Below are 24,708 nucleotides of genomic sequence, written 5' to 3' on the forward strand. Positions count from 1 at the left end.
AACACCATCCCTGCTAGGTGAATGAGAGGATCTTTATCATGAGCACCCTGCGTTCCCGTATTATCGGAACCGGAAGCTACCTGCCAGAGCGTCGCCTGACCAATGACGAGTTGGCGGCCATGGTAGAGACCACCAGTAGCTGGATAGAAGAGCGGACTGGTATTCAAGAGCGGCGCATTGCCGCCCCCGGTGAAATGACCTCCGATCTGGCGGTCAAAGCCGCCGAACAGGCCTTGCAAGCTGCGGGCATTGCAGCTTGGGAGTTGGACCTGATCTTGGTGGCGACCACAACCCCAGACCTGATTTTTCCCTCTACCGCCACCATCGTGCAGAAACGTTTGGGGGCAGATAAAACGCGTATCCCTGCCTTCGATATCCAAGCGGTTTGTACCGGTTTTATCTATGCCCTGACCACAGCCGACCAATTTATCCGGGCCGGTAGTGCTAAACGGGTGTTGGTGATTGGGGCAGAGACCTTTTCGCGGATTATCAATTGGCAAGACCGGGGGACTTGTATTCTCTTTGGCGATGGCGCAGGAGCGGTGGTGTTGGAGGCCCATGAAGCGGTGGATCAGGGGATTCTCTCCACCCATATCTATGCCGATGGCAGCTATCTGGATCTGTTGCGCTGTACCACTGGGGTTTCAGATGGCGGTAGCCGCGTGCCAGGGGGCGATGCTCAACCCCAATCGACGGATGCGCGTGGGGTGCAGGCCATGCTGGAGGGCTTTGGTTATGTCACCATGCGCGGAAATGAGGTGTTTAAACGCGCGGTGATGGCTCTGGAACAGATCGTGGATGAGACCTTAGAGGCAAATAATCTGAGTAAATCCGATGTGGATTGGTTGGTGCCGCACCAAGCCAATATACGGATCATTAACAGCACCGCCAAGCGGCTGGGAATGAGTATGGATCAGGTCGTCGTGACGGTAGAACGCCATGGTAATACATCCGCTGCCAGTGTGCCTTTAGCGCTAGACGAAGCGGTGCGGGATGGACGTATTAAACCGGGTCAGTTGGTGTTGATGGAAGCCTTTGGCGGGGGCTTTACCTGGGGTAGTGTGCTGGTGCGCTGGTAAACACGATGTCGGATAAATATATGAAATATGTGGGGGGGAGCTTGGCTCCCCTCTGTTTATTCTGGAATATGTGCTGCCGAACCGGTAGCATCAGTGGGCTCGTTTACCCTCATTGGCCCAATACCCTCGTTATGCGACGATATCCCACTCTTGTTGTTCTGCTGCTACTGGTTCTGTTGCCCGTGCTTGGCTGTGACCTAAGTATGAAGCGTCCCATTATGGATGAGATCCGTAAAACAGGGGTGTTGGTGGTGGTAACCCGCAATGCGCCAACCACCTATTACCAGGGTCGGGACCGTGTGGAGGGCTTTGAACATGATTTAGCCACCCTGTTTGCCGCCCATCTTGGGGTAAAAGTCGCCTTTATCAAAAAACAGAGCCGGGGTGAAGTGCTGCAAACCCTGCATGAGGGTAAGGCGCATCTGGCGGCTGCGGGTCTGGTGCGGCAGGAAGAAGATGGCGACCGCTATCTCTACGGCCCAGATTATCAATCGGTTTTTCAACAGGTGGTATGTCGCAGAGGGGGCGTGCGTCCAACCAACCTGCTTAAATTGACCCAAGCCAAACTCACCGTGGTTAAAGAGAGCGCCTATGAGGACCGCTTGCGTGAATTGCAGCAGTTGGTGCCTCAACTTACTTGGCATAGTGATGATAATCTGTCGGTAGAACAGGTGCTGGAACAGGTGTGGCTGGGCAAGGTGGATTGTACCCTGGCAGACTCTAACGTGGTGGCACTAAACCGGCGCTACTACCCCGAATTAACCGTCAAATTTCCTATTAATGCCGAACAGCGCTTGGCTTGGACCCTGCCTAAACGCGCGGTGTTTCTGCATAAAGAGGTGGTGACGTGGTTTAATGAGATCCGCAGTAATGGTCAACTGGATGAGCTGTTTGAAAAATATTATGGTTTTGTCGAAGGGCAAAGCTTTGATTTTGTAGATAACCGGCAATTTATTAAGCGCATGAGTGAGCGGTTGCCTAGCTACAAACATCTGTTTATGGAAGCTGCGCGTAAATATCATATCCCCTGGCAGTTGCTAGCAGCACAAGCCTATCAAGAGTCCCATTGGGACCCTAAAGCGCGTAGTTCTACCGGGGTGCGGGGGATTATGATGCTCACCCAAGTAACCGCCAAAGCCTTGGGCATTGACGACCGGCTGGATCCTAAATCCAGTATTCATGGTGGTGCATGGTATCTTTCTAACATGCGGCGGCGGCTACCCAGTACCATCACCGAGCCAGACCGCACCTGGATTGCTTTGGCGGCCTATAATGTGGGTTTGGGCCACATCTCCGACGCGAGGCGACTGGCGAAAAAGCAAAATCTTAATCCCAACCGGTGGAGTGACTTGCGGCAGGTACTGCCGCTGCTTTCGCAAAGTAAATATTTTAAAGATACCAAATTTGGTTACGCACGGGGGGACGAGCCGGTGCGTTATGTGGCTAAAGTGCGTCACTATAACGATATTCTCACCCGTATGGAGCGTAAAAATTACACGGGGGAGACCACGCCCTTTGTCGAACCCAATACGGCGCTACCCATGGTCCCCCTTAAAGAGCAAGCGGTGATCGGGGAAATTAACCCTATGGATGGTCGCATGGTTGAAACCTCCGGCAAAGAGGCGGCGGTGCCCTCTCCTAAACGGCGCTACTAAAATGATGGCCCACAGATGTACCACCAGCGGTGATCTCTCTCAAACCAACAGCCTTTAGGTTTGCGGTGGGGGCGGGGCGCTTGGTTTGTTCAAGTTTTCAAACATTTTAGCAAAATCTTCCATACCATTAACTTGGGGCAGTGACGGTACAGGCTGCGTTAAGGCATGCCACAATGCCACCACAATAAAGAGCCCTGAGAGTATGAGCAGAACCCCGCCAAATTGATACCAGCCTAGGCTCAGAGCGATCAGGGTGGCACCATGCACCCAACTATGGGTGCGGGCCAAGCGGTCGGGTACCAGATCTTCCATCATGGGGATGGGGGCTAAGCCTGCTAAGCGGCTAAAACGATGAAACCATACCAAAAATGGGATGATCTTGTAGAGCATGCCAAAAATGATGGAACCCGCAAAGCCCATACTAAACAGCACAACCACGGGTGCCATGAGATCCGTTTGCAAGAGAATGGCGAGGGGTAGACCCAGTAAGGCTAGGGTGCCGCAAGCAAACCCCAATAGCCAAAACCGCAGGGTGGCATCCCACAGCTTGCGTTTACGTTGTTGGATTAAACGGGCTATGTGTAAGCCATAGAGGGCCGCCCCCCCATAGAGGGGAACTAAGGCTAACAGGATTAATTGCAGATCTTGCCCAAACATTAGCGCAAGGGTGAGGGCCGTGGGGGTCGTCAGCCACAATAAAACAATCTGTTTTGCCTGGGTGGTTGGGAAGGCGGGCATCATATAAAACATGGGTAGCACCTGGAAAGAGACCCCTATAATCAGCAAGCCAACCCAACCAAACAGTGCCCAACTGGCATGAATCGTCACCATCTGTTGGCGATCCATGGCTAAAAATCCAAACTGGTGCTCCAATAGAAAGAGTAGACCAAGCAACAGGGTTAGGCTAAGTCCCAGCAGCGCAAGCCGCATGGTATGTACCGTGGGGTGGGTGGCGGGGGCGTGCCATAAGGCCCAGCCCACGGGCAGTAAAAACAGCAGAAATGCGCTGGGTAACAGCACCGATGCGGTCAAGAGTAGGGCGCCACGCCAAGGGAGAAAATCGGGCAGCCCCAGCATAAGTGCCAATAGCCCCGTCACCAGTAAAGCATGGCTCAGCTGAGCCAGCCAGATGGCTTTGACCCGCGTGCCCGCTAAGACGGGTATCATCTGGTACATGGCCCCCCACATCACCATATTCAGCCAACCAAGCATAATGCCGTGTACGATGGCGACCGCGATGGGGTCGAGTTGATCCCCGTGCAACGCTGCGCCGTACAGGCTTAGTGCCAGCCCTGTCATAACCATAAACAGGGGGGCGGTGGCAAAAAATCGCAGAGGAATATGTAGCGGTGGCGCTTGATCTATATGCAGTCCACTGTTTAAAAACATGGTAGGCGGTGCTTTCTTCACTAAAGGTCGACCCGCTTGTTTGGCCTATGCCGGGGTAATCTAAGCGAGATAAGGAAATCGTGGCTTGATACGCATCAAGGTTTGTACATCCCATGCTGCTATAGTGGAGCAATTGTGCGGGTTTCGCTATATTCTTTCGATAGAGATTGGCGATGGTGGGCGTGGAGGGTCGGTTTGAATCCGAGTTTATGAAAATGTTTAGGATGCTGGAAAAGGAAAAAGGATGAAAATTTTGGATTTAACCCATAACCACACCATTGAGCAAGCTATGGCGCTCTTGCAAGCGGCTTTTGATGCCTTGCCAGCGGGGGAAACCATGGTGTTGTTGGGGGAGGATGCCCTCACCCCCTTGGTGGAACAATTTCAGGATGAAAATTGGGGTGCCTATGAGTGGTATCCCTTGTCTGTACGTCGTGGTTGGCGGATCTCTTTGCATAAGCGTGCAGCGGTTAAAAGCCCGCGTCAAGTGGCTGAATATTTTACCTTTGATCATCGTCGTTGTGACGACCTTTACGCAAAAATGGAAAATGCTGCCGATGATGCACCACGGGCTATGGCCGCTTTTCAAGATTTTGATATGGGGATGCTGCACCATTTTCGCATGGAAGAGGAGGTCATTTTTCCCGCGTTTGAGCGTAAAACCGGTATGACCCAAGGCCCAACGATGATCATGCGTATGGAGCACCAACAGATGCGGGGATTGCTGGCGCAAATGCGCGAGTTTGTGTTGCATGGCAATGTCCCCGGCATGATCGGGGTAGGGGGGACCCTGCTGTTTGTTATGCAACAGCACAATATGAAAGAGGAGCAAATGCTCTACCCCATGACCGATATGCACCTTGGTGATGAAGTGGACACCTTGATTAAAGGGAGCCAGAAGCTGAACCCCTTTACCTAACCAAAATGGCTGCGTCTCATTGCCTGTAAAGGCGTATGTCTGGGGTGCACCCACTGCGCTTGGGGTGCCCCGACAAGAGAGCGAGCTGTGTGGCTGCGCCCATGCGCCATGCGTCACCAATTGTTACGGTCTGCGCTGACCAAGCGTGGAAAAATGCGAGACGTTGATGATGGGGGGGCTTTCTATACTAAAAATACAAAATTATGATGTTAAAAATATAAAATTTATTCGATCATGATAGATTAATGATGAAATAAATAGCGTTAAAATTTAACGAGTAAGGTTCTATGCTCTGCAAAACTGACAAAATGTCTTGTAGTCTGTTGCGGAAATAGAGTAAATAATTAACGCAAAATTATTGGTTATTAAGTTTGCTTGTGCTGACCCAGCCAGCGAGCAAACGGTAAGCATGGCAAACGCCCTAGAAGTTGGGGCGCGCGATGATGCCAATGGGTCAATAACCAGAACTTTAAACTATAAGTTTGTTGCTAGAGTGTAGTAATCTTAGTGAGCCGTTTTATTCCTCTCACTGATTCATGGAGAATGTGGATGTCTGCTCGTGATGAACAGCGCTTAAAAGATATCTATCTGGGTGTTGATGCCGAAAAAGTTAACTTTATCGGTGATCTTATTAAAGATCGTCTCAACCAGACGGTAGAGCGCTTCTATATCGAGCTGTTAGAGGTGGAGTCAGCCCGTTTTTTTCTCGACAGTGCGTTGGTTAAAGAGCGTCTGCATGGTTCGCTGACGGAATGGTTGCAAATGCTTTTTTCCCATAAAGATGACGATACCCTTGAGCAGATGTTTGCGTTTCAAAAAAATATTGGCAATGTGCACGCCCGCATTAATATCCCCATGCATTTGGTGGTGGAGGGGATGCGTATTTTACGACGAGAAATCATATGTTTTCTCTCTGAGAGCGATATTCCCCGCCAGCGTTTGGTTGACCTGGTGGTGTTGGTGGGTGAGGTGTTGGACCATAATCTCTCATTGATCAATGAGAGTTATGTGCGAATGTCAGCCTCTTACGAGCGTAATAACCAAGCGTTACGCCTGCAATTGTCCCCCTCGGCCCAAGCCTTGGAGTGTGAACGGTTGCGGGGAACCCTAAGAGGGTGGAGCAACCAACTGTGGCGTGTTTTGGGTGGACGCGGCATTGAGACGGAGTTACCCTCGCTGGGGCGCGCCGAATTTGGCCTGTGGATGTTTCACAAAGCCCCTTTGGTGTTACCCCAGTATGAACAGCTGCACACCATTCAACAAAATATTCAGGCCATGGATGCCTTGCTGGGGCGACAACGGTTAAGCCAAGAGCACCTAAATGCGGTCTCACGCGATACCCTGAGTGCGGTAGACGATCAATTGAATAGTATTGAATTGGCACTGGATATGATGATCGAGGCCATTTTAGCCCAAGAGAGTGGGCGTGATCCGCTGACCAAGGTGTATAATCGCCGCTTTCTGGATAGTGTGGTTAAACACGAGATGGAAGTCAGCATGCGCCACGAGATCCGCTTTGGTTTCCTGCTCTGTGATATTGACCATTTTAAAACCATTAATGATACCTATGGTCACGATGCAGGGGATGCGGTGCTACAGCAATTTGCCGAGCGGCTGAGTAGTGCGGCCCGTGTTAATGACTATGTTTTCCGATTTGGCGGTGAAGAGTTTTTATTTGTCTACGGGGATATGAGCCCTCAACGGTTGGAACATCTGGCCGAAAAGGTGCGTCACTGTATTGAACAAGAGCTGTTTGACCTGCCCTCTGGCGAAAAGATACACATAACCGCCAGCTTTGGTGGTGCGGTGCATGATGGTAACCCCAACTTTCATAAAACGCTCAAATTGACCGATGAGGCGCTCTATGAAGCCAAACACTCTGGGCGCAACCGCTGTATCATCCGTGCCTAAAGGGTCGTCGAGAGGCGCGTTGTTTGTCCTATTTCAGCGTGAATCGTGCCCTTGGCACCAAGGGCACCATGTGAAAATCGCCTAGTTGCCGCGAGGGTTGAAGTCTGACTTTTTGGCAAGCTTTCGATACAGACGTTTCTCGGCATTGTTTAACTGCTTGGGCAGGGCAATGTTGAGACGCAGATAGAGGTCCCCGCACTGACCAAACCCGGGTTTGGGAAACCCCCGACCACGGATACGGATAAGTTGGCCCGAACTGGAACCCGCCGGAATATGCACCCGAATGGTGCCGCCCAACGATTTAAACTGCACCGGCTCGCCTAAAGCGGCCTCCCAGGGGCTCAGGGTTAGGCTGCTGTAGAGATCATACCCCTCTAATTGGAAATGAGGGTGAGGCGGGGTTTCGACATTAAACAAAATGTCCCCACCGCTGATTCCTTTGAGCGGATTGGCGCGGACCTGATTGTAGACCCGAATGCGGTCACCATGGACCACCCCTCTGGGAATTTGTACCTGAATCAGACGATCCCCCCCAAGCTCCCGTAAATTCAGCCGTACCTGATGAATCTCCCCCCGGTAAGCAACCTCTAGTGGCACAATCAGTTTGGCCTCTACATGATGCGGTTTGCCTGCCGGTGTGCCACTTTTTGGTGGGCTCTGACGGGTATTTGGCCAGATATAAGAACCCTGGGTGCGATCATACTGAGCGCGTTTTTGGGGATCACGCAGTACCTCATACGCCTCGCCCAGCGCCTTGAACAGATCTTCAGCCTGGGGGATGGGGCTCACATCGGGGTGAAATTGACGGGCAAGACGGCGATAGGCATCGCGTATCTGTAAAGGGGTCGCGCTGCTGGGCACATTAAGCCGTCTGTAAAAATCCTGTTCCATCATCGCCATGCCGGACCGCCTGAAATCCTGAAGGATCGCATTTAGGGAGACTCCCCCCAAAAACAGGGGAGCCAGTGACGGATAATGTGCAAAGGATAGGCCAAACAGAGGCCCGGCATGGACGAATCCATGCCGGGCAGAAGGGGATGGCAGACTAAATGAGGGTGGTCAACGCCTCGCGGACCTCTTGCAGGCGCTGCTTGTCTTCGCTCCATGGGCGATTTCTAAGAATTAAGGTGCGACTGGTCTGATCCAGTCGGGCATGACCAACCTCCCGCTGTACCATGGCAATAAGACGGGGTATCTCCACCGTAAAAAGTTCATCAAATTGGAAAGTCCCACCCTTAGGGCCTGCATCCAGTTTGATAATGCGCAGTTTAACGCAGAGACGTTTGATCTCCATCACCGAAAGCAAATGGTCCACCGTTGCGGGCAGGGGACCAAAACGGTCCGCCAACTCCAGCCGCATCTCCTGCAACTCCTCATAGGTTTTGAGTTCAGCAATGCGCTTGTAGAGGGTTAAACGCTGATGCACATCCTCCACATACTCCTCGGGAATATAGGTGGAAAGATGCAGGTTGATGCTGGGTACCACCGGTGCGGGACCTTCATCCACTGGAGCCTGCCCCAGAGGGGTGGTAGAGGCCAAATCCCGACCTTGGGCCCGGGCCGTTTGCAGGGCCACCACCGCCTCCCGCAGCATCTGATTGTACAACTCAAAACCAACCTCTTTGATCTGCCCAGATTGTTCATCGCCCAAAATGTTACCCGCACCCCGGATCTCTAAATCATGGGTCGCCAGCATAAAGCCTGCCCCCAGCTCACCCAGGCTCTCCAGCGCCTCCAAGCGTTTTTCGGCATGCTTGGTTAAGCGCCGTAAATGGGGCACCAACATATAGGCGTAAGCGCGATGCTTGCTGCGTCCCACCCGTCCCCGCAGTTGGTGTAGTTGAGCCAGACCAAATTTGTCGGCACGATCAATAATGATGGTATTAGCGGTGGGAATATCCACGCCGTTTTCCACAATGGTGGTACATACCAGAATGTTGAAAGTTTGACGGTAAAACTCCATCATCACCTTCTCTAACTGGTTTTCCCGCATTTGACCATGGGCTACACCCACCCGGGCCTCTGGTACCAGTTCCGCAATCTCTTGTGCTTTGCGCTCAATATCCTGCACCTGATTGTGAACATAAAAAACCTGTCCCCCCCGATAGAGCTCCCGCAAAATCGCTTCACGCACCTGCTGCTTATCGTAGTGGGTAATAATGGTGCGAATGGCCAACCGGTCCGCTGGGGGAGAGGCAATAATACTAATATCGCGCACCCCCGCCATGGCCATGTTCAAGGTGCGGGGAATGGGCGTAGCGGTAAGGGTCAAAATATCCAAAGTAGCGCGAAGATTTTTAATGCGCTCCTTATGGCTCACCCCAAAGCGTTGCTCCTCATCCACCACCAGCAGACCAAGATCCTTAAATTTAACATCCGTTTGCAGCAGCCTATGAGTGCCCACAATGACATCAATCGTGCCATGGCCAACCGCTTCTATGGTGGCCTTTTGCTCTTTTGGTGTGCGAAACCGCGAGAGAATGTCCACCTTAATAGGGTAGCCCGCCAGCCGCTTGGCAAAATTTTCATAGTGCTGCTGGGCCAAAATGGTGGTAGGCACCAAAATCGCCACCTGTTTGCCATCCATCGCTGCGCGGAAGGTCGCCCGTAGCGCAACCTCGGTTTTGCCAAAGCCTACATCACCACACACCAGCCGATCCATCGCTTTGGGTGAGGCCATATCTTCCAACACCGCCTCAATGGCTTTGGCCTGGTCCACCGTCTCTTCAAACGGGAAGGTGCTGGCAAACTCCTGATAAAGGGCATCCGGCCCCGAATAAACCACCCCTTGGGTGGCCTCCCGCTGGGCTTGAATGGCCACCAGCTCTTCAGCCATCTCCAAAATCTTCTTACGCGCCTTGGCGCGGGTCTTGGCCCAACGTTTGCCCCCCAGTTTGTCCAGCTGCACCTCTTCACCCGAAGAGTGCTTACCAACCCGGTCCAGGTTCTCGACAGGGACATACAGCTTGTCGCCGTCGGCATAGATAATCAGCAAAAAATCATTCTTAAGCTGACCAACCTCCAGCGATACCAGCCCCCCAAAACGACCCACCCCATGATCCACATGGACCACAGCATCGCCTTCATTAAGGTCGGCAAAGCTGGCGATTAACTGATCCAAATAACGACGGCTTATCTGACGGCGGCGTATGCGTACCCCAAAAACATTGTCTTCACTAATCAGCACCACATGGCGGGTGGGATGTTCAAAACCATCACTTACATCCCCCAGCAGCAGCATGGGCTGTCTGGGGTCCGCTTGCAGCAACGCGGACCAACTGGAGCCATCCACCACGCTCACCTTATGGTCGGTCAGCAGCTCCCGCATGCGCTCCCGCTGGCCGATGGTGCGAGAAACAAAACCGATGCGGCGCTGCTCCTTTTGCCATAAGCTGATCTGACGACAGAGGCGATCCATGACCGTGGCGGTGGCTTTTTTCTCATCCTGTTGGCTATGGTCGGCACCCTGCACCCCCTCCTGAATGGGGGGGATGGGGTGTAGATCCAGGTCCAGAGCCGGTTTGCCCGTGGCGCTTTGTAAGAGTTGCGGGTAGGGTTTAAGGCGTTCCGTCAGCTCTCTTTGATCTAAATAAAGGGTGTTGCGGGCAATGCAGCGCATGCTACTGCCATCATAGCCCTTTTCATTGCCTTGGCCCGCCTGATAGGCGATACGGTGTTGATCCTCAATCTCCCGCGCACGCTCTTCAATCTGGTTGGGTACATCGGGTTCCATCAAAAACAGCGTCTGCTTGGGGAGATAATCAAAGAGGGTGTCCAGATCAGGATAAAAGAGCGGTAGATACTGCTCCATACCCTGATAAGTACGGTTTTGAGAAATCTCTTTGTAGATCAAATCCTCCGCCGCATAGCCCCCAAATACCTCACGATAAGCAGTGCGAAAACAGCTTATCGTGTCGGCATTAAGAATAACCTCCCGCACCGGGAGTACCTCTACCGCAGGTATGGGGTCTAAAGAGCGCTGATTGCTTGGATCAAACAGGCGGATACTCTCGACCTCATCGCCAAACAACTCGACCCGTACCGGCTCATCCCGACCGGGGGGGAAGAGGTCAATCAATCCCCCACGCGCCGCATACTCCCCAGGCTCCGACACCTGCGAAACCGGGTTGTACCCCGAGCGGGTCAATAGCTCACGAAATTGCGGTAAATTAAGCTGATCCCCCACCGAAAAGGCAAAACCATAACGGGCCAATACCGCTTTTGGCATCAACCGTTGCATGATGGCCGCTGGGGTGGTGATCACCACCGTGCGACTATCCCCCAGCTCATTACCAATGGAAATGGGACCCGACTTGCCCAACCCAATCAAGCGTGAAAGGGTGGCTAAGCGATCCCCCACGAGGGGGCCGTAAGGGGAGAGGGGCTCAAAAGGGAGCGTCTCCCAGGCGGGAAAAGGGAGGATATGGACCCCGCGCTGGGCACCGAAAAAAAGAAGTTCACGAGCGATGGATTCCGCCCGCTGAACTTTGCCCGTAACCAGCACCACCGGAGCCGGTTGCGTCAAGGCCAACTCCACCGCCAACCAACTGGAAGCCCCAGTGGTCAGTTCAGGTAAAATGAGCGGGCTCTTGCGCCCGTCAAGCTTATCCAGCAATTTTTGTATGGTGATGGGATCGGTCACGTTATTCAACTTAAACTGGCTGTGTTTACTTAAAGGCTTGATTATCCCCCACCCATGGCTGGGTTAAAAGGAAAAAATAAGCGCTCTTGCGGTGCAAATTGAGATCCATGCAAAGGGGGGAGCTTGTGCTCCCCCCTGGAATGTAGAGACCTTTGCGACAGGTTATTTTTTAGGAATGACAAATCCCATCTCTGCCAAAGCCAACTCCACCACACCTACCGTGGCTTGGGGCTTAAAGAGATCCGTATTGATCACCATGTCATAGAAGTTGTGGCGGGTTGAGCGATTTTTATACAGCCCCTCGACAAAATCGCGGCGCTCTTTGTCCACTTGGACGACCCGCTTTTCAGCCTTTTTCAGCTTGATATCTTCGCGTTTGGCGACCCGCTCGGCACAAACATGCAAAGAACCCTCGACGCGCAGTCTGAAGACCCTGTGTTTCTGGCTAAGCAGCAGGTGGGCGCCGCGTCCAACAATAACACCACCCTGTGGGGCAATATTCATGATAACCTTAACCATATAATAGTTAAAGGTATCTTGGCTGGTCGATTGGCCGGTGAACATGGAGGTAATCCAATCCGCCATGGCACCCGAGATGCGCTCATCCAACTGTTTGGTTAAAAAGGGATCAGCTTTGGCCTGTCGTGTGACCTCATTGATCAGCTCTTTATCATACAGCGGGACCTGTAGCCGTTCAGCTAAGCGGGCGGCAATTTCACTGCCATTGGCACCAAACCCACGAGAAACCGTGATGAGTGGAACCGTGGAAGGGGTCTCATCTTTGTCGCTGCTCTGGTACATTTTCGCGCCCATAATGGACTGTAACAGAGCCTGGGTACGTGCGTTGCTCATGATCTACTCCTTCCCCCTTACTTGGATTTCTTATTGCACAACGTCGCAGGCATGTCGAGCTTGGCTAGGCACATGGCTTGGATGGCCATTTCTGTCATCTGTTGTGGTGAGAAGGTTTCGGCACTGAGCACCAGATCATAGTAGGTGGCATCGGTGGGAAAACGCTCGTAGATCTCCTTGACAAATTTGACGCGCTCACGATCAACCCGCGCGCACATCTTTTCCGCCGCTTTAATATCAATACCGGTCGCTTTGGCAATCCGCCCTGAACAGTAATCAGGACCCGCCTCAACCTTTAACCGAAACACTTGGCGGTCAGACAAAATGAGGTGGGCACCCATACCGATAATAACACCACCCTTAGCGCTAATGCCCATCATGGCCTTAACCAAATGGAGGTAGGAGATCTCTCCTTTGCCCCGATTTTTTTTCATGAAGGTCGCGAGCCAGCCCTTGATCTTGTTGGGCATTAACTCGTCCAGACGCTCCTGTAGGGCATAGTTACTTTGGGCTTCTTCTACAATGCGTTGCATCAAAGGGGGGTCAAAACATTGCACGCCAAGCCGCTCGGCGAGCAGTTTTGCCACATCCTCAGCACCCGCACCATATTCACCTGAAACGGCAACCAGTGGAGGCGGTGTTTGTTCGGCAGCAGAATCCTGACCACCTCCCTCAAAAAACTGCTCCTCAATTATTGCATGTGGCATTTGAAGCCTCCTGGACATAAAAACGGGGGTCTTGGTACCGCCCTTGTGAATCGTCTTCCCCTGTAAGGATAAAGCGGATTACCCTTGCAGGACAACAATCCCTACTGTTTACTTAAACTATACGCTTTTTTGTGCCCTGTGTGAATCTTTGTGTGGATAAAATTTTTAAATAGAGCCCCTTTGCGCTTTTGTTGCGCGTACCTTGTGGTAAATTAGAACCATATAGTCCTTGCATGGTCAATCATCGCCCGTCATATGCGGTGCGTCGTCGCCCAGGCCCACCGTTTTGAAAGCGGATGAAGAGGTGTTTTTTGGTCAACTCCAACGATACGGCACAATCACAGCCTGCGGATTTGGATACCCCAGCCACAGAAGCCTCTTTGTATGCCCAATGCTACCAAAACCTGTTGAACGTAGGCCAGCAGGGGCTCTGCCTGTTGGGGCGGGATCGTCTGATCGTGCATACCAATAAAACCATGGCGGATTGGTTGCGGGTAAGCCCCGAGGCGTTGTACCAAACCCCCTTTAGCCAGTGGGTTGACCTAAACGACCGAGAAAAACTCGAAGCCTTTTTTATTGATGTAGACCAAGATGGACCGAGCGCCATAACCCTTAATTTGGTGCCAGACCTGGGTCGTAATGGGCGTTCCGTGCGGGTGATGGGCGCGGGCTTGAGCGATGTGGGCGGTGTGGCCGGTATGGGGCTGGCTTTGGTGGATCTATCCGACCAACGGGCCATGCTGCAACAGCTTAACCATGAGCTCACCACCTACCGCAATATCGCTAATTTTACCCATGACTGGGAGTCTTGGTTTGATGCCCAAGGGCGGGTGCAATGGATTAACCCCGCAGTGCAACGGGTAACAGGGTATAGTATCGCCGCATGTATGGAGATGGCAACCTACCCTGTGGACCTGTTCCATGCCCAAGACCGCTCGACCCTGGAGCGGCTTATGCAGGAAGGACGCGCTGGAGCGGTGGCCCATGATGTCTCCTTGCGGATTAAACATCGTGAAGGGGATCTGCGCTGGGTCTCGCTGAGTTTGCAACCTATGCTCACCAACGCCGGTGAAAAACTGGGCTTTCGCACCAGTATTCGAGATATTTCAGAACGGCGCGAAGCCGAGCAGGCATTAGAGGCAGCGAAACGTTCCGCCGAAACCGCCAGTAAAGCCAAAAGCCGCTTTCTCTCCACCATGAGTCATGAAATTCGTACCCCGATGACCGCCATTTTGGGGGTTGCCGAATTGATGTCGGGAACCCATTTAGACCGGGTTCAACGGGAGCATGTGAGCATTATCCGGCGCTCTGGGGATGCCCTGTTGGAGCTGATTGACGATATTTTGGTGATCAGCCAAAACGAAGGCGCCCAAGAGGGGGAAAAACAGGTGGTGTTTGATGTGGACCACCTGTTGGAATCGGTGATGGATATGGCCAGTTATCGCGCCACCGAAAAGGGAATTAAACTGCTCTCACATGTCGCCGCTTTGGTCCCGGTGCGGGTGATGGGCGATCCAGTACGGCTGCGGCAAGTACTTATAAACCTTGTGGGTAATGCCATAAAATTTAGTGAAAAGGGGGAGGTGGTTATCCAAGTGCGGCCTGGGCCGCGCAACGGCCCTGAACGCTCGGATTACCGGTTTAGTGTGTCGGATAATGGTATTGGCATCCCCATGGAAAAGCGTGAGGCGATCTTTGATGCCTTTAGCCAAGTGGACGAAACAGAAAGCCGTCGCTTTGGGGGTACCGGGCTGGGGCTGACCATCTGTCGCCGCTTGGTCAACCTTATGGGTGGACAGCTCGAGTTGCTCTTTAGTGAACCTGGGGTGGGTTCAACCTTTGCTTTTGATATCCCTTTACAACCCGCCATGGAACAGGCCAATCCCGCCAACTTGGAGTATGATCATACCACTCTGAAAGAGCGCCGCGTGGTGGTGTTCAGCCGAGGCAAAAACCTGCGCACCATGGTGCAGGAGATGCTCACGCCTGAAGGGGTTCACTGTACCGCCGTCAGTAACCATGATGAGCTGGTGCAATTGATGGAGGTGGTTCACGATGTGGAGCGGGATGGGCAGGGACCCCTGTGCGATATGCTGCTGTTGGATGCCGAAAAACCCTTCGCCAATATGGATGTGGTAAGCTACGCAAGCGAGCTGAAAAAGCGCAAGATATTTCGAAACTTACATTTTGTAATCCTAGGGTTGGACCCCGGACAAAAAGAGCGTTTTGCGCTGTGTCAGGCGGGCATCAACTATGTGTCGCCCCCGCTGAAGCGCCGTGTTATCTTAAAAACCTTGGCCGAACTGTTTGTCGAACCTGGCTATCGGCACTTGGATGACGCCTGTCGCAATTTAATGCACGCTACCCACAAGCGTGAACTTAAAGAGGGGGGGGCTCTGCGTATTCTACTGGCTGAGGATGACCCCGATAGCAGCTATGTTATCCAAAATTTTCTTAAAGATACCCTCTGCCACCTGGAGGTGGTGACCGATGGACAGCAGGCTCTGCAACGGTTTCAAGAGGGGATGACCGATCCTTTGGGTGCCGCTATGGAGTTTGACCTCGTTATTATGGATACCCAAATGCCGGTGATGGATGGTTATACGGCGGTGCATCGCATCCGTAGTTGGGAACGCATACAGCAGCGCGCCCCTGTAAAAATTTTAGCCATCTCAGCCCATAGCGGGCAGGAGGGGCGTTTGACCAGTCTGCGCAATGGCTGCGACGACCATTTGAATAAGCCCCTGACCCAGCGGGATCTGCTCGCCCACATTGACGCACTGTGTCACCGTCTGCCAAAAACAGGCTAATCAAGAGGTCATCCCCACCAAGCTTAGCCAGTCTTGGGTTTGTATATCCTCGCGTAACGGGGATAGGGGTGTCGTTAAAAGGAATTTGTTGGGCCTTGTCCTCTAAGGGTAGGCCATGCACAAAAAAAGGATAAATCTCCCATGCAACGCCAATTGGAACCTGAGTTAATGCTGGAGGCCGAGCAGGCCATGGTTTATGCAGAGGCCGATTTTTCAGCCCCCCACGATGCCTTTGTGGCAACCTTTAAAGAGAAGCATGCCGCTTTTTCAGGGGCGGGTTTGGTGTTGGATTTGGGCTGTGGTCCTGGGGATGTCGCCTGCCGTTTTGCCCATGCTTATCCTGGTTGTCGGGTGATCGGGCTAGATGGCTCGCCCAGCATGCTCTATGAGGGGGTGCGGTTGCGCGCCCGCTGGGGGGAGCCCGGCACCCGTGTCACCTTTATTGAAGGGTGCTTGCCCGACTGTGATGAGCTGCCCCAAGTGCCTTATAGTGCTATCATAAGCAACAGCTTATTGCACCATATGCATAAGCCAGAGGCGTTTTGGGCGACCATAAAAAACTATGCCCAAGCGGGTTGTGCCCTGTTGGTCATGGACCTGCTGCGCCCCGCAAGCGAGGCGCAAGCCAGGCAGATGACGCACACCTACACCGCCCAAGAACCGCCACGGTTGCAAGAGGATTTTTACCACTCATTGCGGGCAGCCTTTACCCTGGATGAGGTCAAAAGTCAGTTGCAGGCAGCCCAACTTGAGCATCTACAGATTGCACAAACCTCCGATCGTCATTGGGTGGTGTGGGGAACCTATTAATGGGGTTCTTGGGCCAAAACCGCTTTAATGCGGTTTTGGTAGGTCTGATAACGGGCGTGTCGTAAGAGGCTGCCGTGGTGGTTGCCATCCTCCGGATAGATGGCCCAGCCCATGTGTAACTCGGCATAGGCCGCACCAAATGGGGTGTCGATGGGCTGCGCCAACTCCGCGCGAATGCCTTCGACCACCAGTTCCAACGCCTCGGGTTTAAGATCGGTTAGGGTGATGCCAAATTCATCCCGCCATAGCCGGCTTGCTGTATCCCCCCGTCTTACCGAGGCTTGCATGCGGTTGGCTAAAGTCCTTAATACCAGTGATCCCGCTTCGCGACCCAAAGCGTGTTTAATAAAGGCAATGTTGGCAACCTCGATCACCACCACCGCGAGGGTGGTGTCCTGTCGACCATGGCGGGTGATGGATTGTTCCAACTGCTGTAAAAACAGCGCGGACAGGTTGAGCGCGGTCACCGGATCGGTGGTGCAGGTCTTTGCCTCGGGCAGTAGATGATGGACCTCAACTTTGGTGCCGGTGCGCAGCTCCCACAACTTCATAAAAAAGAGCTCATTGGGAATGGTTGGGTAGGGCAGTTTAATCCAGTGGTGGCTATGGGTTTCGCCCCCCTCTTGCAGATTAAAGATACCAATATCAAAATCTTGTTCACCGCGAAAGCTTTCTGCAACCTCTTCATACCCGTGTTCGCCGATCTTTCCCTGAATCGCGTAGCGAAACGTTTCTGCGCCTAACTCCATATAGTCACTGCCGCTCTCGTTTAAGGGGCAGCGGATGGGCAGACCTTGCACGATGGCCGCAGCATTTTTGCGCAGCAGATAGCGGGTCCAGTTAAGCTCAACAGCCGCACCAAAGTAGTAGTTCTGTAAGGGCACAGAGAAGCTGTTACGATGGTCGTTGAGCCCATCAATTTGGTAGCGTTGTTGGTGTTGATCATCCATCCACCTAAAATGAAAGGTTTCATCCTCCACCGCATGGTAAAGATAGTGCTGTGCTACGGCGTGGGTGGTGTGAAATTTGGTCAAATAATGGGCCTGCTCAAACTGGAAAAGGGTCTGGGTAACTTTGGGCAATAAGCCTTGTTGATGGGCCTGTATAGCCCCTAGGGTGGTGGCACAGTTACAGTCGCGTTTTTGAATGGTATTGATGGCGACCGTCCATGCCGAGAGCAAGGCGGCCAGCAGTGGCCAAGCAAAGCTAAGCCATGGCTGATGGGGAAACGGTTTGACCACAAAATTGACAAATAGCCCCAGCAACAGGGCAATTCCACCTGCAAGCATAATATAACGTGAGCGCTTTTCTTGGGCGAGGGTAGCAGGATCATGCCGTGAAGAGTCGTAGACACTTACCGCCTTGCCGAGACTGTTTGGCAGTGTGGTGATGGGGCAGGGTGTTGTTAAAATATCTGGATGGGCTTCGTCAGGGGTTTTGATAGACATGCTATAAACTCCATTCGATGTCGATTAAAAGTGATTTCGTAATTGGCGTATATAGGCAAAACATGCCTCAGCCGAGGCCGCCTGCTGACCCACGGCGGTACGAAACTGGGTGTCATCACAGCGTAAAAAAGGGTTGTATTGTTTCTCTTCCGCCAAGCGGCTGGGCAGCGTTGGTTTGCCCAACTGACGGGTTTGTTGGGCCCGTTGCCACGGGGCGGCCAAGGGCTCCTGCTGACCGGGTAAGCTACGCGCAAACCGCAGGTTGGTCAGTGTATATTCATGGGCACAACAGAGCCGGGTGGTCTCTGGTAAGGCCCTTAAGATGAGCAGGCTTTGCCACATCTGTTGGGGGGTGCCCTCAAACAGTCGACCGCAACCATAGCTGAATAGCGTATCCCCTGCAAACAAACAATCGGCAATGTGGTAGCAGAGGTGGCCTGAGGTATGGCCAGGGGTGTGGTAGGTGTCGACTTGATGGGGGCCTAGACAAAAGGTTTGCCCCCCCCGTAGGGCTTCATCCAACGGGGGAAGACGGTGGGCATCCAGAGCGCTGCCCAGCACCCGGGCATGATGCTTGCGTTGCAATGGCGCAACGCCATCAATATGATCCCCGTGGTGGTGGGTGAGTAAAATATGGCTTAAACGTAATCCGTGCTGTTGAAGATAGTCTGTGACCGGTTCAGCCTGGCCTGGGTCAACCACCGCCACGGCACCGGGTTCGGTTGGAAAACACCAGATATAGTTATCTTCCCAGGCGGGTAGGGGCGTTACCTCAAGTGGAATGGTCATAAAATCGTCGCTCCGGTTGGGGGATCGGGTTGGCAGTTGGCGAGATCCCGATTACAATTTTAGGCGGATGCGTTCAAAGAGGCAATGTTGCACGGTTTGTTCGTGGTAGCCCAACCATAGCAAAGGTTCTAACTATGAATCTGGAAGCGCTCTCTCTTCAGCGTTGGTATGCATCCCAGCAGGGTTATTGTGTCAGTAATATTTTAGGCGAAACCCTTAAAGCTTGGTTAAAAAATCGCCCGGTAGAGACCACCTTGGCCCTGGGTTATGCCCAGCCTTACCTGCCGGAGTTAACCTCGGCTTCAAAACGGTTGCTCATCGGTACCCCCGCCGAAATGGGGGTCGTGCGGCGGGCCAGTTGTGATGGCTGTTATGGGCAGCTTATCCTGCGTCCCGATGCCCTGCCGGTAGCGGATGCCTCGATAGACCGGGTGGTGATGTGCCATTTGATGGAAGGGCTGGGGGATACCAATGGGGTGTTGCGTGAGGTGTGGCGGGTGCTTAAACCAGGCGGACGGCTGCTCTGTGTGGTGCCCAACCGAGGAGGATGGTGGGCCAGACGGGATGGTTCACCCTTTGGTTGGGGGCGCCCCTTTTCGCCACGGCAGTTGAGCGAACAGTTGGAAGATGCCTTATTTGTTACTCGCCAGACCAGTTTTGCCCTATTTATGCCCCCTTTTTCCAGCCCGCGCCTCATTAGGGGTGCCAGCCGTTGGGAAAAGGCCGGGCAGCGGTGGTTTGCCCCCTTGGGTGGGGTGATCTTTTGCGAAGCCGAAAAATTGGTGTATGCCATGACCCCTTTGAAAGTAAAAAGCTTTATCCGTAAAGTGTCCGTGCCTGCCATCGAACGCGTTATCCTACCCAAACAGCACCGTGAAGCTGTTAAGGGGAGGGATGATGTCTGATTATCGCTTGATGGAACGATTTCTCGATGAGCTGCTCATTGAGCATGGTCTTGCGGCCAACACCCTGATAGCCTATCGGCGCGACTTGGATGCTCTGCGCAGCTTTTGCGCCAGTCGCAACCTGACCCTGCCCGAGATCCAACGCCAGGATGTTTTGGAGTATATTGGTGAGCTGGCACAAAAAAGCCTGACCCCCTCAACGGTAGCCCGCAAACTCTCCGCTATGCGGCGGCTATTTCGGCATCTGGTGGATAAAGGTATTCGTAGCGAAGACCCCACCGGTGGTGTCTATCGACCTAAACCCCAACGAAAACTGCCCAACACCCTAAGCGAAGCGGAGACCGAAGCACTGCTCTATGCGCCGGATACCAGCACCGAATTGGGTATGCGGGATGCCGCCATGCTGGAGCTGATGTATGCTACCGGTCTACGGGTTTCGGAACTGGTTACGCTGACCCTGGACGGTTTGGACGAAGAGAATGGTTTTGTGCGGGTGATCGGTAAAGGCAATAAAGAGCGCATTGTACCCATGGGGGAGGCCGCCACCGAAATGGTGATCCGCTACCGGCACAGCGCCCGCCAAGTGTTGCTTAAAGGGGGGCGCTGTAATGACCTGTTTTTGAGCAATCGCGGGGCCGCAATGACGCGGCATAATTTTTGGCACATTGTCAAACGCTATGCCTATGAGGCAAATATTATGAAACCGCTCTCCCCACATGGTATCCGGCACGCCTTTGCCACGCACCTGCTCAACCATGGGGCTGACCTGCGGGCGGTACAGATGATGTTGGGGCATGCCGATATTTCAACCACCGAAATCTATACCCACGTCGCCAATGCTCGTCTAAAAAAATTGCACGACCAACTGCACCCTAGAGGATGAATGGAGTCTCCGGTGTCTGAACAGAATGGGTGGCAAGAGCCTGAAGAAAAACATGCCGTTGCGCGGCTTGCCGATGGGGTTAAAGGGGCCTTGGCACTCTTTTTAGCGTCGCCTTTTATTGTGTTTTTAGTGATTTTGTGGCCCATCTATCGGTGGGCTGAAATGAAAGAGGGTAACCCCCCGCCAGAGCCATTTTGGAATCCCTTTCTGGAGCGCTATTTTCCCCACCGGGCCTATAAAAAAGAGCTGCCACAACTAGAACCCTTCGAGCGGGAACAGCGGCGTGCCGCCTACCGTGAAGCCGCTTTGGCCGCAGCCAGCACCCCGCAGCCGGTGGAGAGCCATGGCTTTGTGCTGGCCCCCAATGCCCCGCAAACCGAGGGTGCGGAGCGGGTGGCGCTGGTCACCGGTGGCAGCAGTCAACTGGGGCAGGCCATTGTGCAGGCGCTGATGGAACAAAATTACCGCGTCGCGCTGGTCTGTTTTGAGTCAGACGCGACGGCGATGATCCAGCGTTACCCCATGCAAGAGGCTAAAATACAAAGTTTTACGTGTGATTTGCGTAATCCCGAAGCCATTGAAACGCTGGTGGGGCAGGTGGTGCGCCACTTTGGGCAGTTGGATGTGGTGGTGCATAATGCCGCACGTTTTGAGCCCGACCATGAAGAAAACCCAAGCTGGCAGAGCCTGGAGAATCTTTTTAAAGTTAATGTCATGGGACCCTTATGGTTATCCCTTAAGGCAGCCCCCTGGATGCGCAGTGGCCCTGCGGGGGGGGGACATATTATTCAAATTGGGGATATTTGGGGGGAACGGCCCTTGCTGGGTTATAGTGGTTATAGCAGCAGTAAAGCGGCGCTGCATATGGCGGGTCGCTCTTTGGCGCGGGAGTTGGCCCCCGAAATTCGGGTCAATACCATCGCCCCAGGTGCGGTGTTTCCCCAAGGGGAGGATGATCGGGCTTACCAAGTGCTGCTGTCGAACACCCCCTTGGCCGCAGAGGCAGGACCGCTGGGGGTGATTACCGCCCTTAACTATCTGTTGGCCACCCCGTTTGTGACCGGACAGGTGCTGCATGTGGATGGTGGTCGGCTGCTGCGTTAATAAGGGGCAGCCCAGAGGGGGGTTCACAATATTATGGGGAAAACCGCAAAGGCTTTGGGATTTTGATGCCTTTGCCTAAAGGAGAGAGTATACTCCCCCACGGTTAGGTTTTTCCTTATAGGGGAAGTTTATGAAGCAGTTTGTGATCGACTCGATCAGTCCTGTGGATATGATCTCTTGGGCGGTGACCGCACTCTTTTTTTGCGGGGCTGCGTTGATCTATGGGGGGGATGTGCCCACCGCTTTTATTGGCGCTGGCGGCGTGGTGCTGACCATGTTTTTAGTGGGTACGGCCATCGAAGTGATGATCGAAACCCTGAAGGATGTTAAAGGCATTGGCACCCTAACCGGCTTTTTAACCAATGGCCCCGAAGCGCTGGTGGTGGTGGTGGGCTTGGTGGCCGGAGATGTGCTGTTTGCCGCATCGACCCCCTTGGGCTCCAACTATATGAACCCCGTGCTGCTGCTGCTGGCGGGCATTGTCGTTGGCCGATTTGCCCTGATTTTTACGGTAAAGCCCCTCTATACCTGGCTTGCTATTTTTCTTACCGCCGCTTTGGCTGGGGGTTTTTATCTGATTCCTCCGAGCGGTTATCTCTATTGGATGATCGCTGCCTCGCTGGTTGGGTTGGCGCTCTTTTTTATGCGTCCAGCAGAAGAAGAGGGCAAGGCCGACGATATTGTGATTGCCAAAACATGGTTTTTCCCCGCCTTAGTGATTTTGTTGGCGGGGGGCTACTTCTTGGACCCGGTGGTCAACTTTGCTTCGACTGCCTCCAATGTACCCAAAGGGGTGATCGGCTTTGTGGTGCTCTCTACCCTGACCAGTTGGCCGGAGTTTAAATCCACCATGGCCCTGCTGCGCCGTAACCGGGGGACCTCGGCGATTCTCAATATTGTGGTGAGCAATATCACCAATCTATGGCTGGCCGCCGCTGGCGTGATGGTCTATCTGGCGCTGTAAATCATCGGTAATCGCCTACGCCGCGATGGGGGTGGAGTTGAGGAAGAGACTCTTCTCCACCCGTGCCTTACAATGGTTCAGATAATCTTGGGCGTGAAGGTTTATGCTTGGGATTGAACCATTTTACGCCAAGCGATCCATGCCGCCACGGACAAGCCCAACGCAAGCCACGCGCCCAAGCCTAAGCCCATGCCAAGCCCCAGACCGGCCTCTTTGATAAACTGAGCCTTAGCCACCGTGGCGATGCTCAGTTTGGCTGCGCCAACCCCTCCTGTAGTAGGTAAGGCGCTTGCTGCTGCGGAAATAGCCATGGTTGAGCTCCTATGCTTTAAGGTAAACGATCAAACTGACGTTGATAACTGCGGTAAAGTAGATAACCTGCCCCAGCAATACCCAAAACCCATATGCCGACCCCTAAACCCATGCCAGCCCCCATCCCGAGCCCTTTGATCAAGTGAGACTGTACGGCTACCTTGAGCAAGGATGAGCCGGTGGCGCTGTTGGCCGCTCCTGCTGATGCGGCGGCATTAATGGCTGGAAAATTCATGTCCGTCCCCTCTAAAAGGATTGCCGTGACAAAGGTGATACCTGTGGCTGTGCTAAGCCGCATTTGGCTTTTTTGGCAAGCGGTCGGGACATCCTGCCGCTTTGGCCCAGCATCAACGGGTCTGCCTCTTGGCAAGACGGTAGACCCCATAACCCAATACACCCGCAATTCCGAGCACCAGTAGCGCAGGTCCCAAAGAAAGGCCGCTAGCCGCAGCCGGAAGCATAAGGGCTTGTCCACCACCAGCGGTTAACGCCCCTTTGCTCGCCGCCCGAGCGGCCATGGCTCCTTTACCGGCTGCCTTGGCAGCCATGGCTCCTTTACCGGCTGCCTTGGCAGCCATGGCTCCTTTACCCATTTGAGCGGTGACCTTCCCCGCCCCGCTTTGCATGCACCCTGCTGCACCAGCTTTGGCCGCCAATGGGCTTTTACCTGCCCCACCCGCCATGGCCCCTGAGCCCGACTTGGTGAGGTTGCCGGTTGCTCCCGGCGTAGCATGCCCGCCCTTGGTTAGGAAAGGGGCGGCAGCCGGGTTTGGGTTGGCACAGCCTGCGGGCACGGTCACATTTGGCAGTATGGTGTTCATGGTTTCGCCTCCATTAGCTGACGGAGTGTCAGAAAAAGTAGTGGTGACGCCTTAAAAAATCGAGGCTGTCCTTAACATTTTTAACCGCCAACCATAAGGCGAAGAAAAGTATGAATATGCCGAGTATCTGTAACATGGTACCCCTCCTTGTAAGGTTGCTTGAGACCGGGCGAGGGGATAAAGATCTCCCTTGATCGAGGGGTATATCCCGCGATTTAGGTTCTCAAATGCTCCTCGGAAAACGCACCATGAACCAAGCTGCAACCCATGCTTGACGCCCGTGCTCCGTGATCGAGATCCAGGACAAGCTGCACCCGTAAACGCTCTGGAAGAAACGTATCAATCCACCGCTCCAGTAGCAGAACGGCTGCTGGTGTTGGCGATGTTGGTAATTGATGAAAACCGGCTACAACCCAAGCTTCGACATTGATCCGGTAGCCGCTAAACCGTTCGGCCAGCCAGTTGTGTATCTTTGGGTAGTTGTCCAACGTAACCATCGCAACGCTTTCCCTGTTCATCGCTCATTCCATCCGTGCGTGTTCGACTTGGTCGGCTGTTGCTCTTCTACATCTCATAATGCATGCCTATTTTGACGTTTGCGGGTATTTTTAGTAAATTCAATATATTTCATATAGATATGTTCTTTTATTAGGAGGTTTGCGTTTCTGCGATATAGACATATATGTCTATATGTGTTATGAATGACAT

General features: G+C 53.3%; 21 protein-coding genes. 10 read left to right on the forward strand and 11 right to left on the reverse strand.

Annotated features, from left to right (window positions below):
• Positions 1–38: 38 nt before the first annotated feature.
• Positions 39–1,079 carry a beta-ketoacyl-ACP synthase III gene (locus MMC1_RS08395; protein WP_011713302.1) on the forward strand — a complete coding sequence of 347 codons (1,041 nt, stop codon included), beginning with the start codon at positions 39–41 and terminating at the stop codon, positions 1,077–1,079.
• 131 nt (positions 1,080–1,210) lie between these two features.
• Complete coding sequence (gene mltF / locus MMC1_RS08400) at positions 1,211–2,734, forward strand: membrane-bound lytic murein transglycosylase MltF (protein ID WP_081436242.1); 1,524 nt, start codon at positions 1,211–1,213, stop codon at positions 2,732–2,734.
• 54 nt (positions 2,735–2,788) lie between these two features.
• On the opposite strand, the gene MMC1_RS08405 is transcribed toward mltF, so the two are convergent.
• Positions 2,789–4,123, reverse strand: a complete 1,335-nt coding sequence (locus MMC1_RS08405) for a hypothetical protein (RefSeq protein WP_041641048.1) — start codon at positions 4,121–4,123, stop codon at positions 2,789–2,791.
• Between the two features lie 244 nt (positions 4,124–4,367).
• Between MMC1_RS08405 and MMC1_RS08410 the strand changes: the two genes are divergently transcribed.
• Both MMC1_RS08410 and MMC1_RS08415 read left to right on the forward strand, forming a co-directional pair.
• The gene (locus tag MMC1_RS08410) at positions 4,368–5,042 is read left to right on the forward strand and encodes a hemerythrin domain-containing protein (protein WP_011713305.1); all 675 of its coding nucleotides are present in this window, start codon (positions 4,368–4,370) and stop codon (positions 5,040–5,042) included.
• Between the two features lie 549 nt (positions 5,043–5,591).
• Positions 5,592–6,953, forward strand: coding sequence for a GGDEF domain-containing protein (locus tag MMC1_RS08415; protein ID WP_011713306.1), 1,362 nt, complete (start codon positions 5,592–5,594; stop codon positions 6,951–6,953).
• A gap of 81 nt (positions 6,954–7,034) precedes the next feature.
• Here the strand turns inward: MMC1_RS08415 and MMC1_RS08420 are convergent, their stop codons facing one another.
• The 4 genes from MMC1_RS08420 to MMC1_RS08435 all read right to left on the reverse strand — a co-directional run bounded on the left by MMC1_RS08420 (position 7,035) and on the right by MMC1_RS08435 (position 13,154).
• On the reverse strand, positions 7,035–7,853 hold the full coding sequence (locus MMC1_RS08420; RefSeq protein WP_011713307.1) for a DnaJ C-terminal domain-containing protein: 819 nt from the start codon (positions 7,851–7,853) through the stop codon (positions 7,035–7,037).
• A 145-nt stretch (positions 7,854–7,998) separates the two neighbouring features.
• The gene (gene mfd / locus MMC1_RS08425; RefSeq protein ID WP_011713308.1) at positions 7,999–11,595 is read right to left on the reverse strand and encodes a transcription-repair coupling factor; all 3,597 of its coding nucleotides are present in this window, start codon (positions 11,593–11,595) and stop codon (positions 7,999–8,001) included.
• A gap of 162 nt (positions 11,596–11,757) precedes the next feature.
• On the reverse strand, positions 11,758–12,447 hold the full coding sequence (locus MMC1_RS08430) for a cytidylate kinase-like family protein (protein WP_011713309.1): 690 nt from the start codon (positions 12,445–12,447) through the stop codon (positions 11,758–11,760).
• 17 nt (positions 12,448–12,464) lie between these two features.
• A complete protein-coding gene (locus MMC1_RS08435) occupies positions 12,465–13,154 on the reverse strand; it encodes a cytidylate kinase-like family protein (protein WP_011713310.1) in 690 nt (229 codons plus the stop codon).
• A gap of 296 nt (positions 13,155–13,450) precedes the next feature.
• On the opposite strand from MMC1_RS08435, the gene MMC1_RS08440 reads away from it, so the two are divergent.
• Positions 13,451–15,964, forward strand: a complete 2,514-nt coding sequence (locus MMC1_RS08440; RefSeq protein ID WP_011713311.1) for a PAS domain-containing hybrid sensor histidine kinase/response regulator — start codon at positions 13,451–13,453, stop codon at positions 15,962–15,964.
• A gap of 141 nt (positions 15,965–16,105) precedes the next feature.
• On the forward strand, positions 16,106–16,774 hold the full coding sequence (locus MMC1_RS08445) for a class I SAM-dependent methyltransferase (protein WP_011713312.1): 669 nt from the start codon (positions 16,106–16,108) through the stop codon (positions 16,772–16,774).
• Here the strand turns inward: MMC1_RS08445 and MMC1_RS08450 are convergent.
• Positions 16,771–18,222, reverse strand: coding sequence for a GGDEF domain-containing protein (locus tag MMC1_RS08450; RefSeq protein ID WP_011713313.1), 1,452 nt, complete (start codon positions 18,220–18,222; stop codon positions 16,771–16,773). The two genes, MMC1_RS08445 and MMC1_RS08450, sit on opposite strands and share 4 nt — an antisense overlap.
• Positions 18,223–18,246: 24 nt before the next feature.
• Positions 18,247–19,011 carry a hydroxyacylglutathione hydrolase gene (gene gloB / locus MMC1_RS08455; RefSeq protein ID WP_011713314.1) on the reverse strand — a complete coding sequence of 255 codons (765 nt, stop codon included), beginning with the start codon at positions 19,009–19,011 and terminating at the stop codon, positions 18,247–18,249.
• Between the two features lie 134 nt (positions 19,012–19,145).
• Here gloB and MMC1_RS08460 point away from each other — a divergent pair, with 134 nt between their 5' ends.
• The 4 genes from MMC1_RS08460 to MMC1_RS08475 all read left to right on the forward strand — a co-directional run bounded on the left by MMC1_RS08460 (position 19,146) and on the right by MMC1_RS08475 (position 22,867).
• Positions 19,146–19,916, forward strand: a complete 771-nt coding sequence (locus tag MMC1_RS08460) for a methyltransferase domain-containing protein (RefSeq protein ID WP_011713315.1) — start codon at positions 19,146–19,148, stop codon at positions 19,914–19,916.
• Positions 19,909–20,799 carry a site-specific tyrosine recombinase XerD gene (gene xerD / locus MMC1_RS08465; protein WP_011713316.1) on the forward strand — a complete coding sequence of 297 codons (891 nt, stop codon included), beginning with the start codon at positions 19,909–19,911 and terminating at the stop codon, positions 20,797–20,799. Before MMC1_RS08460 ends, xerD begins: the two co-directional genes overlap by 8 nt.
• Positions 20,800–20,811: 12 nt before the next feature.
• The gene (locus MMC1_RS19910; protein ID WP_160162682.1) at positions 20,812–21,903 is read left to right on the forward strand and encodes an SDR family NAD(P)-dependent oxidoreductase; all 1,092 of its coding nucleotides are present in this window, start codon (positions 20,812–20,814) and stop codon (positions 21,901–21,903) included.
• 130 nt (positions 21,904–22,033) lie between these two features.
• The gene (locus MMC1_RS08475; RefSeq protein ID WP_011713318.1) at positions 22,034–22,867 is read left to right on the forward strand and encodes a hypothetical protein; all 834 of its coding nucleotides are present in this window, start codon (positions 22,034–22,036) and stop codon (positions 22,865–22,867) included.
• 101 nt (positions 22,868–22,968) lie between these two features.
• Here MMC1_RS08475 and MMC1_RS08480 read toward each other — a convergent pair whose 3' ends face one another.
• From MMC1_RS08480 to MMC1_RS08495, 4 genes are all read right to left on the reverse strand, one after another.
• The gene (locus MMC1_RS08480) at positions 22,969–23,178 is read right to left on the reverse strand and encodes a hypothetical protein (RefSeq protein ID WP_041641053.1); all 210 of its coding nucleotides are present in this window, start codon (positions 23,176–23,178) and stop codon (positions 22,969–22,971) included.
• A 17-nt stretch (positions 23,179–23,195) separates the two neighbouring features.
• Positions 23,196–23,414 (reverse strand): hypothetical protein, encoded by a 219-nt coding sequence (locus MMC1_RS08485; protein WP_041641056.1) that lies wholly within the window; start codon positions 23,412–23,414, stop codon positions 23,196–23,198.
• Between the two features lie 112 nt (positions 23,415–23,526).
• Positions 23,527–24,000, reverse strand: coding sequence for a hypothetical protein (locus MMC1_RS21890; RefSeq protein WP_011713320.1), 474 nt, complete (start codon positions 23,998–24,000; stop codon positions 23,527–23,529).
• A gap of 215 nt (positions 24,001–24,215) precedes the next feature.
• Positions 24,216–24,518, reverse strand: a complete 303-nt coding sequence (locus tag MMC1_RS08495; protein ID WP_011713321.1) for a hypothetical protein — start codon at positions 24,516–24,518, stop codon at positions 24,216–24,218.
• Positions 24,519–24,708 lie beyond the last annotated feature (190 nt).

Origin of the sequence: Magnetococcus marinus MC-1 (assembly GCF_000014865.1) — a bacterium.
GTDB classification, from domain to species: domain Bacteria; phylum Pseudomonadota; class Magnetococcia; order Magnetococcales; family Magnetococcaceae; genus Magnetococcus; species Magnetococcus marinus.

Excerpts from the sequence above, each read along its gene's own strand:
- MMC1_RS08440 (WP_011713311.1), top strand. The coding sequence starts at position 13,451 with ATGAAGAGGTGTTTTTTGGTCAACTCCAACGATACGGCACAATCACAG.
- MMC1_RS08480 (WP_041641053.1), bottom strand. The coding sequence starts at position 23,178 with ATGGCTATTTCCGCAGCAGCAAGCGCCTTACCTACTACAGGAGGGGTT.
- MMC1_RS08450 (WP_011713313.1), bottom strand. The coding sequence starts at position 18,222 with ATGTCTATCAAAACCCCTGACGAAGCCCATCCAGATATTTTAACAACA.
- MMC1_RS08405 (WP_041641048.1), bottom strand. The coding sequence starts at position 4,123 with ATGTTTTTAAACAGTGGACTGCATATAGATCAAGCGCCACCGCTACAT.
- xerD (WP_011713316.1), top strand. The coding sequence starts at position 19,909 with ATGTCTGATTATCGCTTGATGGAACGATTTCTCGATGAGCTGCTCATT.
- MMC1_RS08430 (WP_011713309.1), bottom strand. The coding sequence starts at position 12,447 with ATGAGCAACGCACGTACCCAGGCTCTGTTACAGTCCATTATGGGCGCG.
- MMC1_RS08415 (WP_011713306.1), top strand. The coding sequence starts at position 5,592 with ATGTCTGCTCGTGATGAACAGCGCTTAAAAGATATCTATCTGGGTGTT.
- gloB (WP_011713314.1), bottom strand. The coding sequence starts at position 19,011 with ATGACCATTCCACTTGAGGTAACGCCCCTACCCGCCTGGGAAGATAAC.
- MMC1_RS08495 (WP_011713321.1), bottom strand. The coding sequence starts at position 24,518 with ATGAACAGGGAAAGCGTTGCGATGGTTACGTTGGACAACTACCCAAAG.
- MMC1_RS08485 (WP_041641056.1), bottom strand. The coding sequence starts at position 23,414 with ATGAATTTTCCAGCCATTAATGCCGCCGCATCAGCAGGAGCGGCCAAC.
- MMC1_RS08445 (WP_011713312.1), top strand. The coding sequence starts at position 16,106 with ATGCAACGCCAATTGGAACCTGAGTTAATGCTGGAGGCCGAGCAGGCC.
- MMC1_RS08475 (WP_011713318.1), top strand. The coding sequence starts at position 22,034 with ATGAAGCAGTTTGTGATCGACTCGATCAGTCCTGTGGATATGATCTCT.
- MMC1_RS08410 (WP_011713305.1), top strand. The coding sequence starts at position 4,368 with ATGAAAATTTTGGATTTAACCCATAACCACACCATTGAGCAAGCTATG.
- MMC1_RS21890 (WP_011713320.1), bottom strand. The coding sequence starts at position 24,000 with ATGAACACCATACTGCCAAATGTGACCGTGCCCGCAGGCTGTGCCAAC.
- MMC1_RS08460 (WP_011713315.1), top strand. The coding sequence starts at position 19,146 with ATGAATCTGGAAGCGCTCTCTCTTCAGCGTTGGTATGCATCCCAGCAG.
- mltF (WP_081436242.1), top strand. The coding sequence starts at position 1,211 with ATGCGACGATATCCCACTCTTGTTGTTCTGCTGCTACTGGTTCTGTTG.
- MMC1_RS08435 (WP_011713310.1), bottom strand. The coding sequence starts at position 13,154 with ATGCCACATGCAATAATTGAGGAGCAGTTTTTTGAGGGAGGTGGTCAG.
- MMC1_RS08420 (WP_011713307.1), bottom strand. The coding sequence starts at position 7,853 with ATGGCGATGATGGAACAGGATTTTTACAGACGGCTTAATGTGCCCAGC.
- MMC1_RS08395 (WP_011713302.1), top strand. The coding sequence starts at position 39 with ATGAGCACCCTGCGTTCCCGTATTATCGGAACCGGAAGCTACCTGCCA.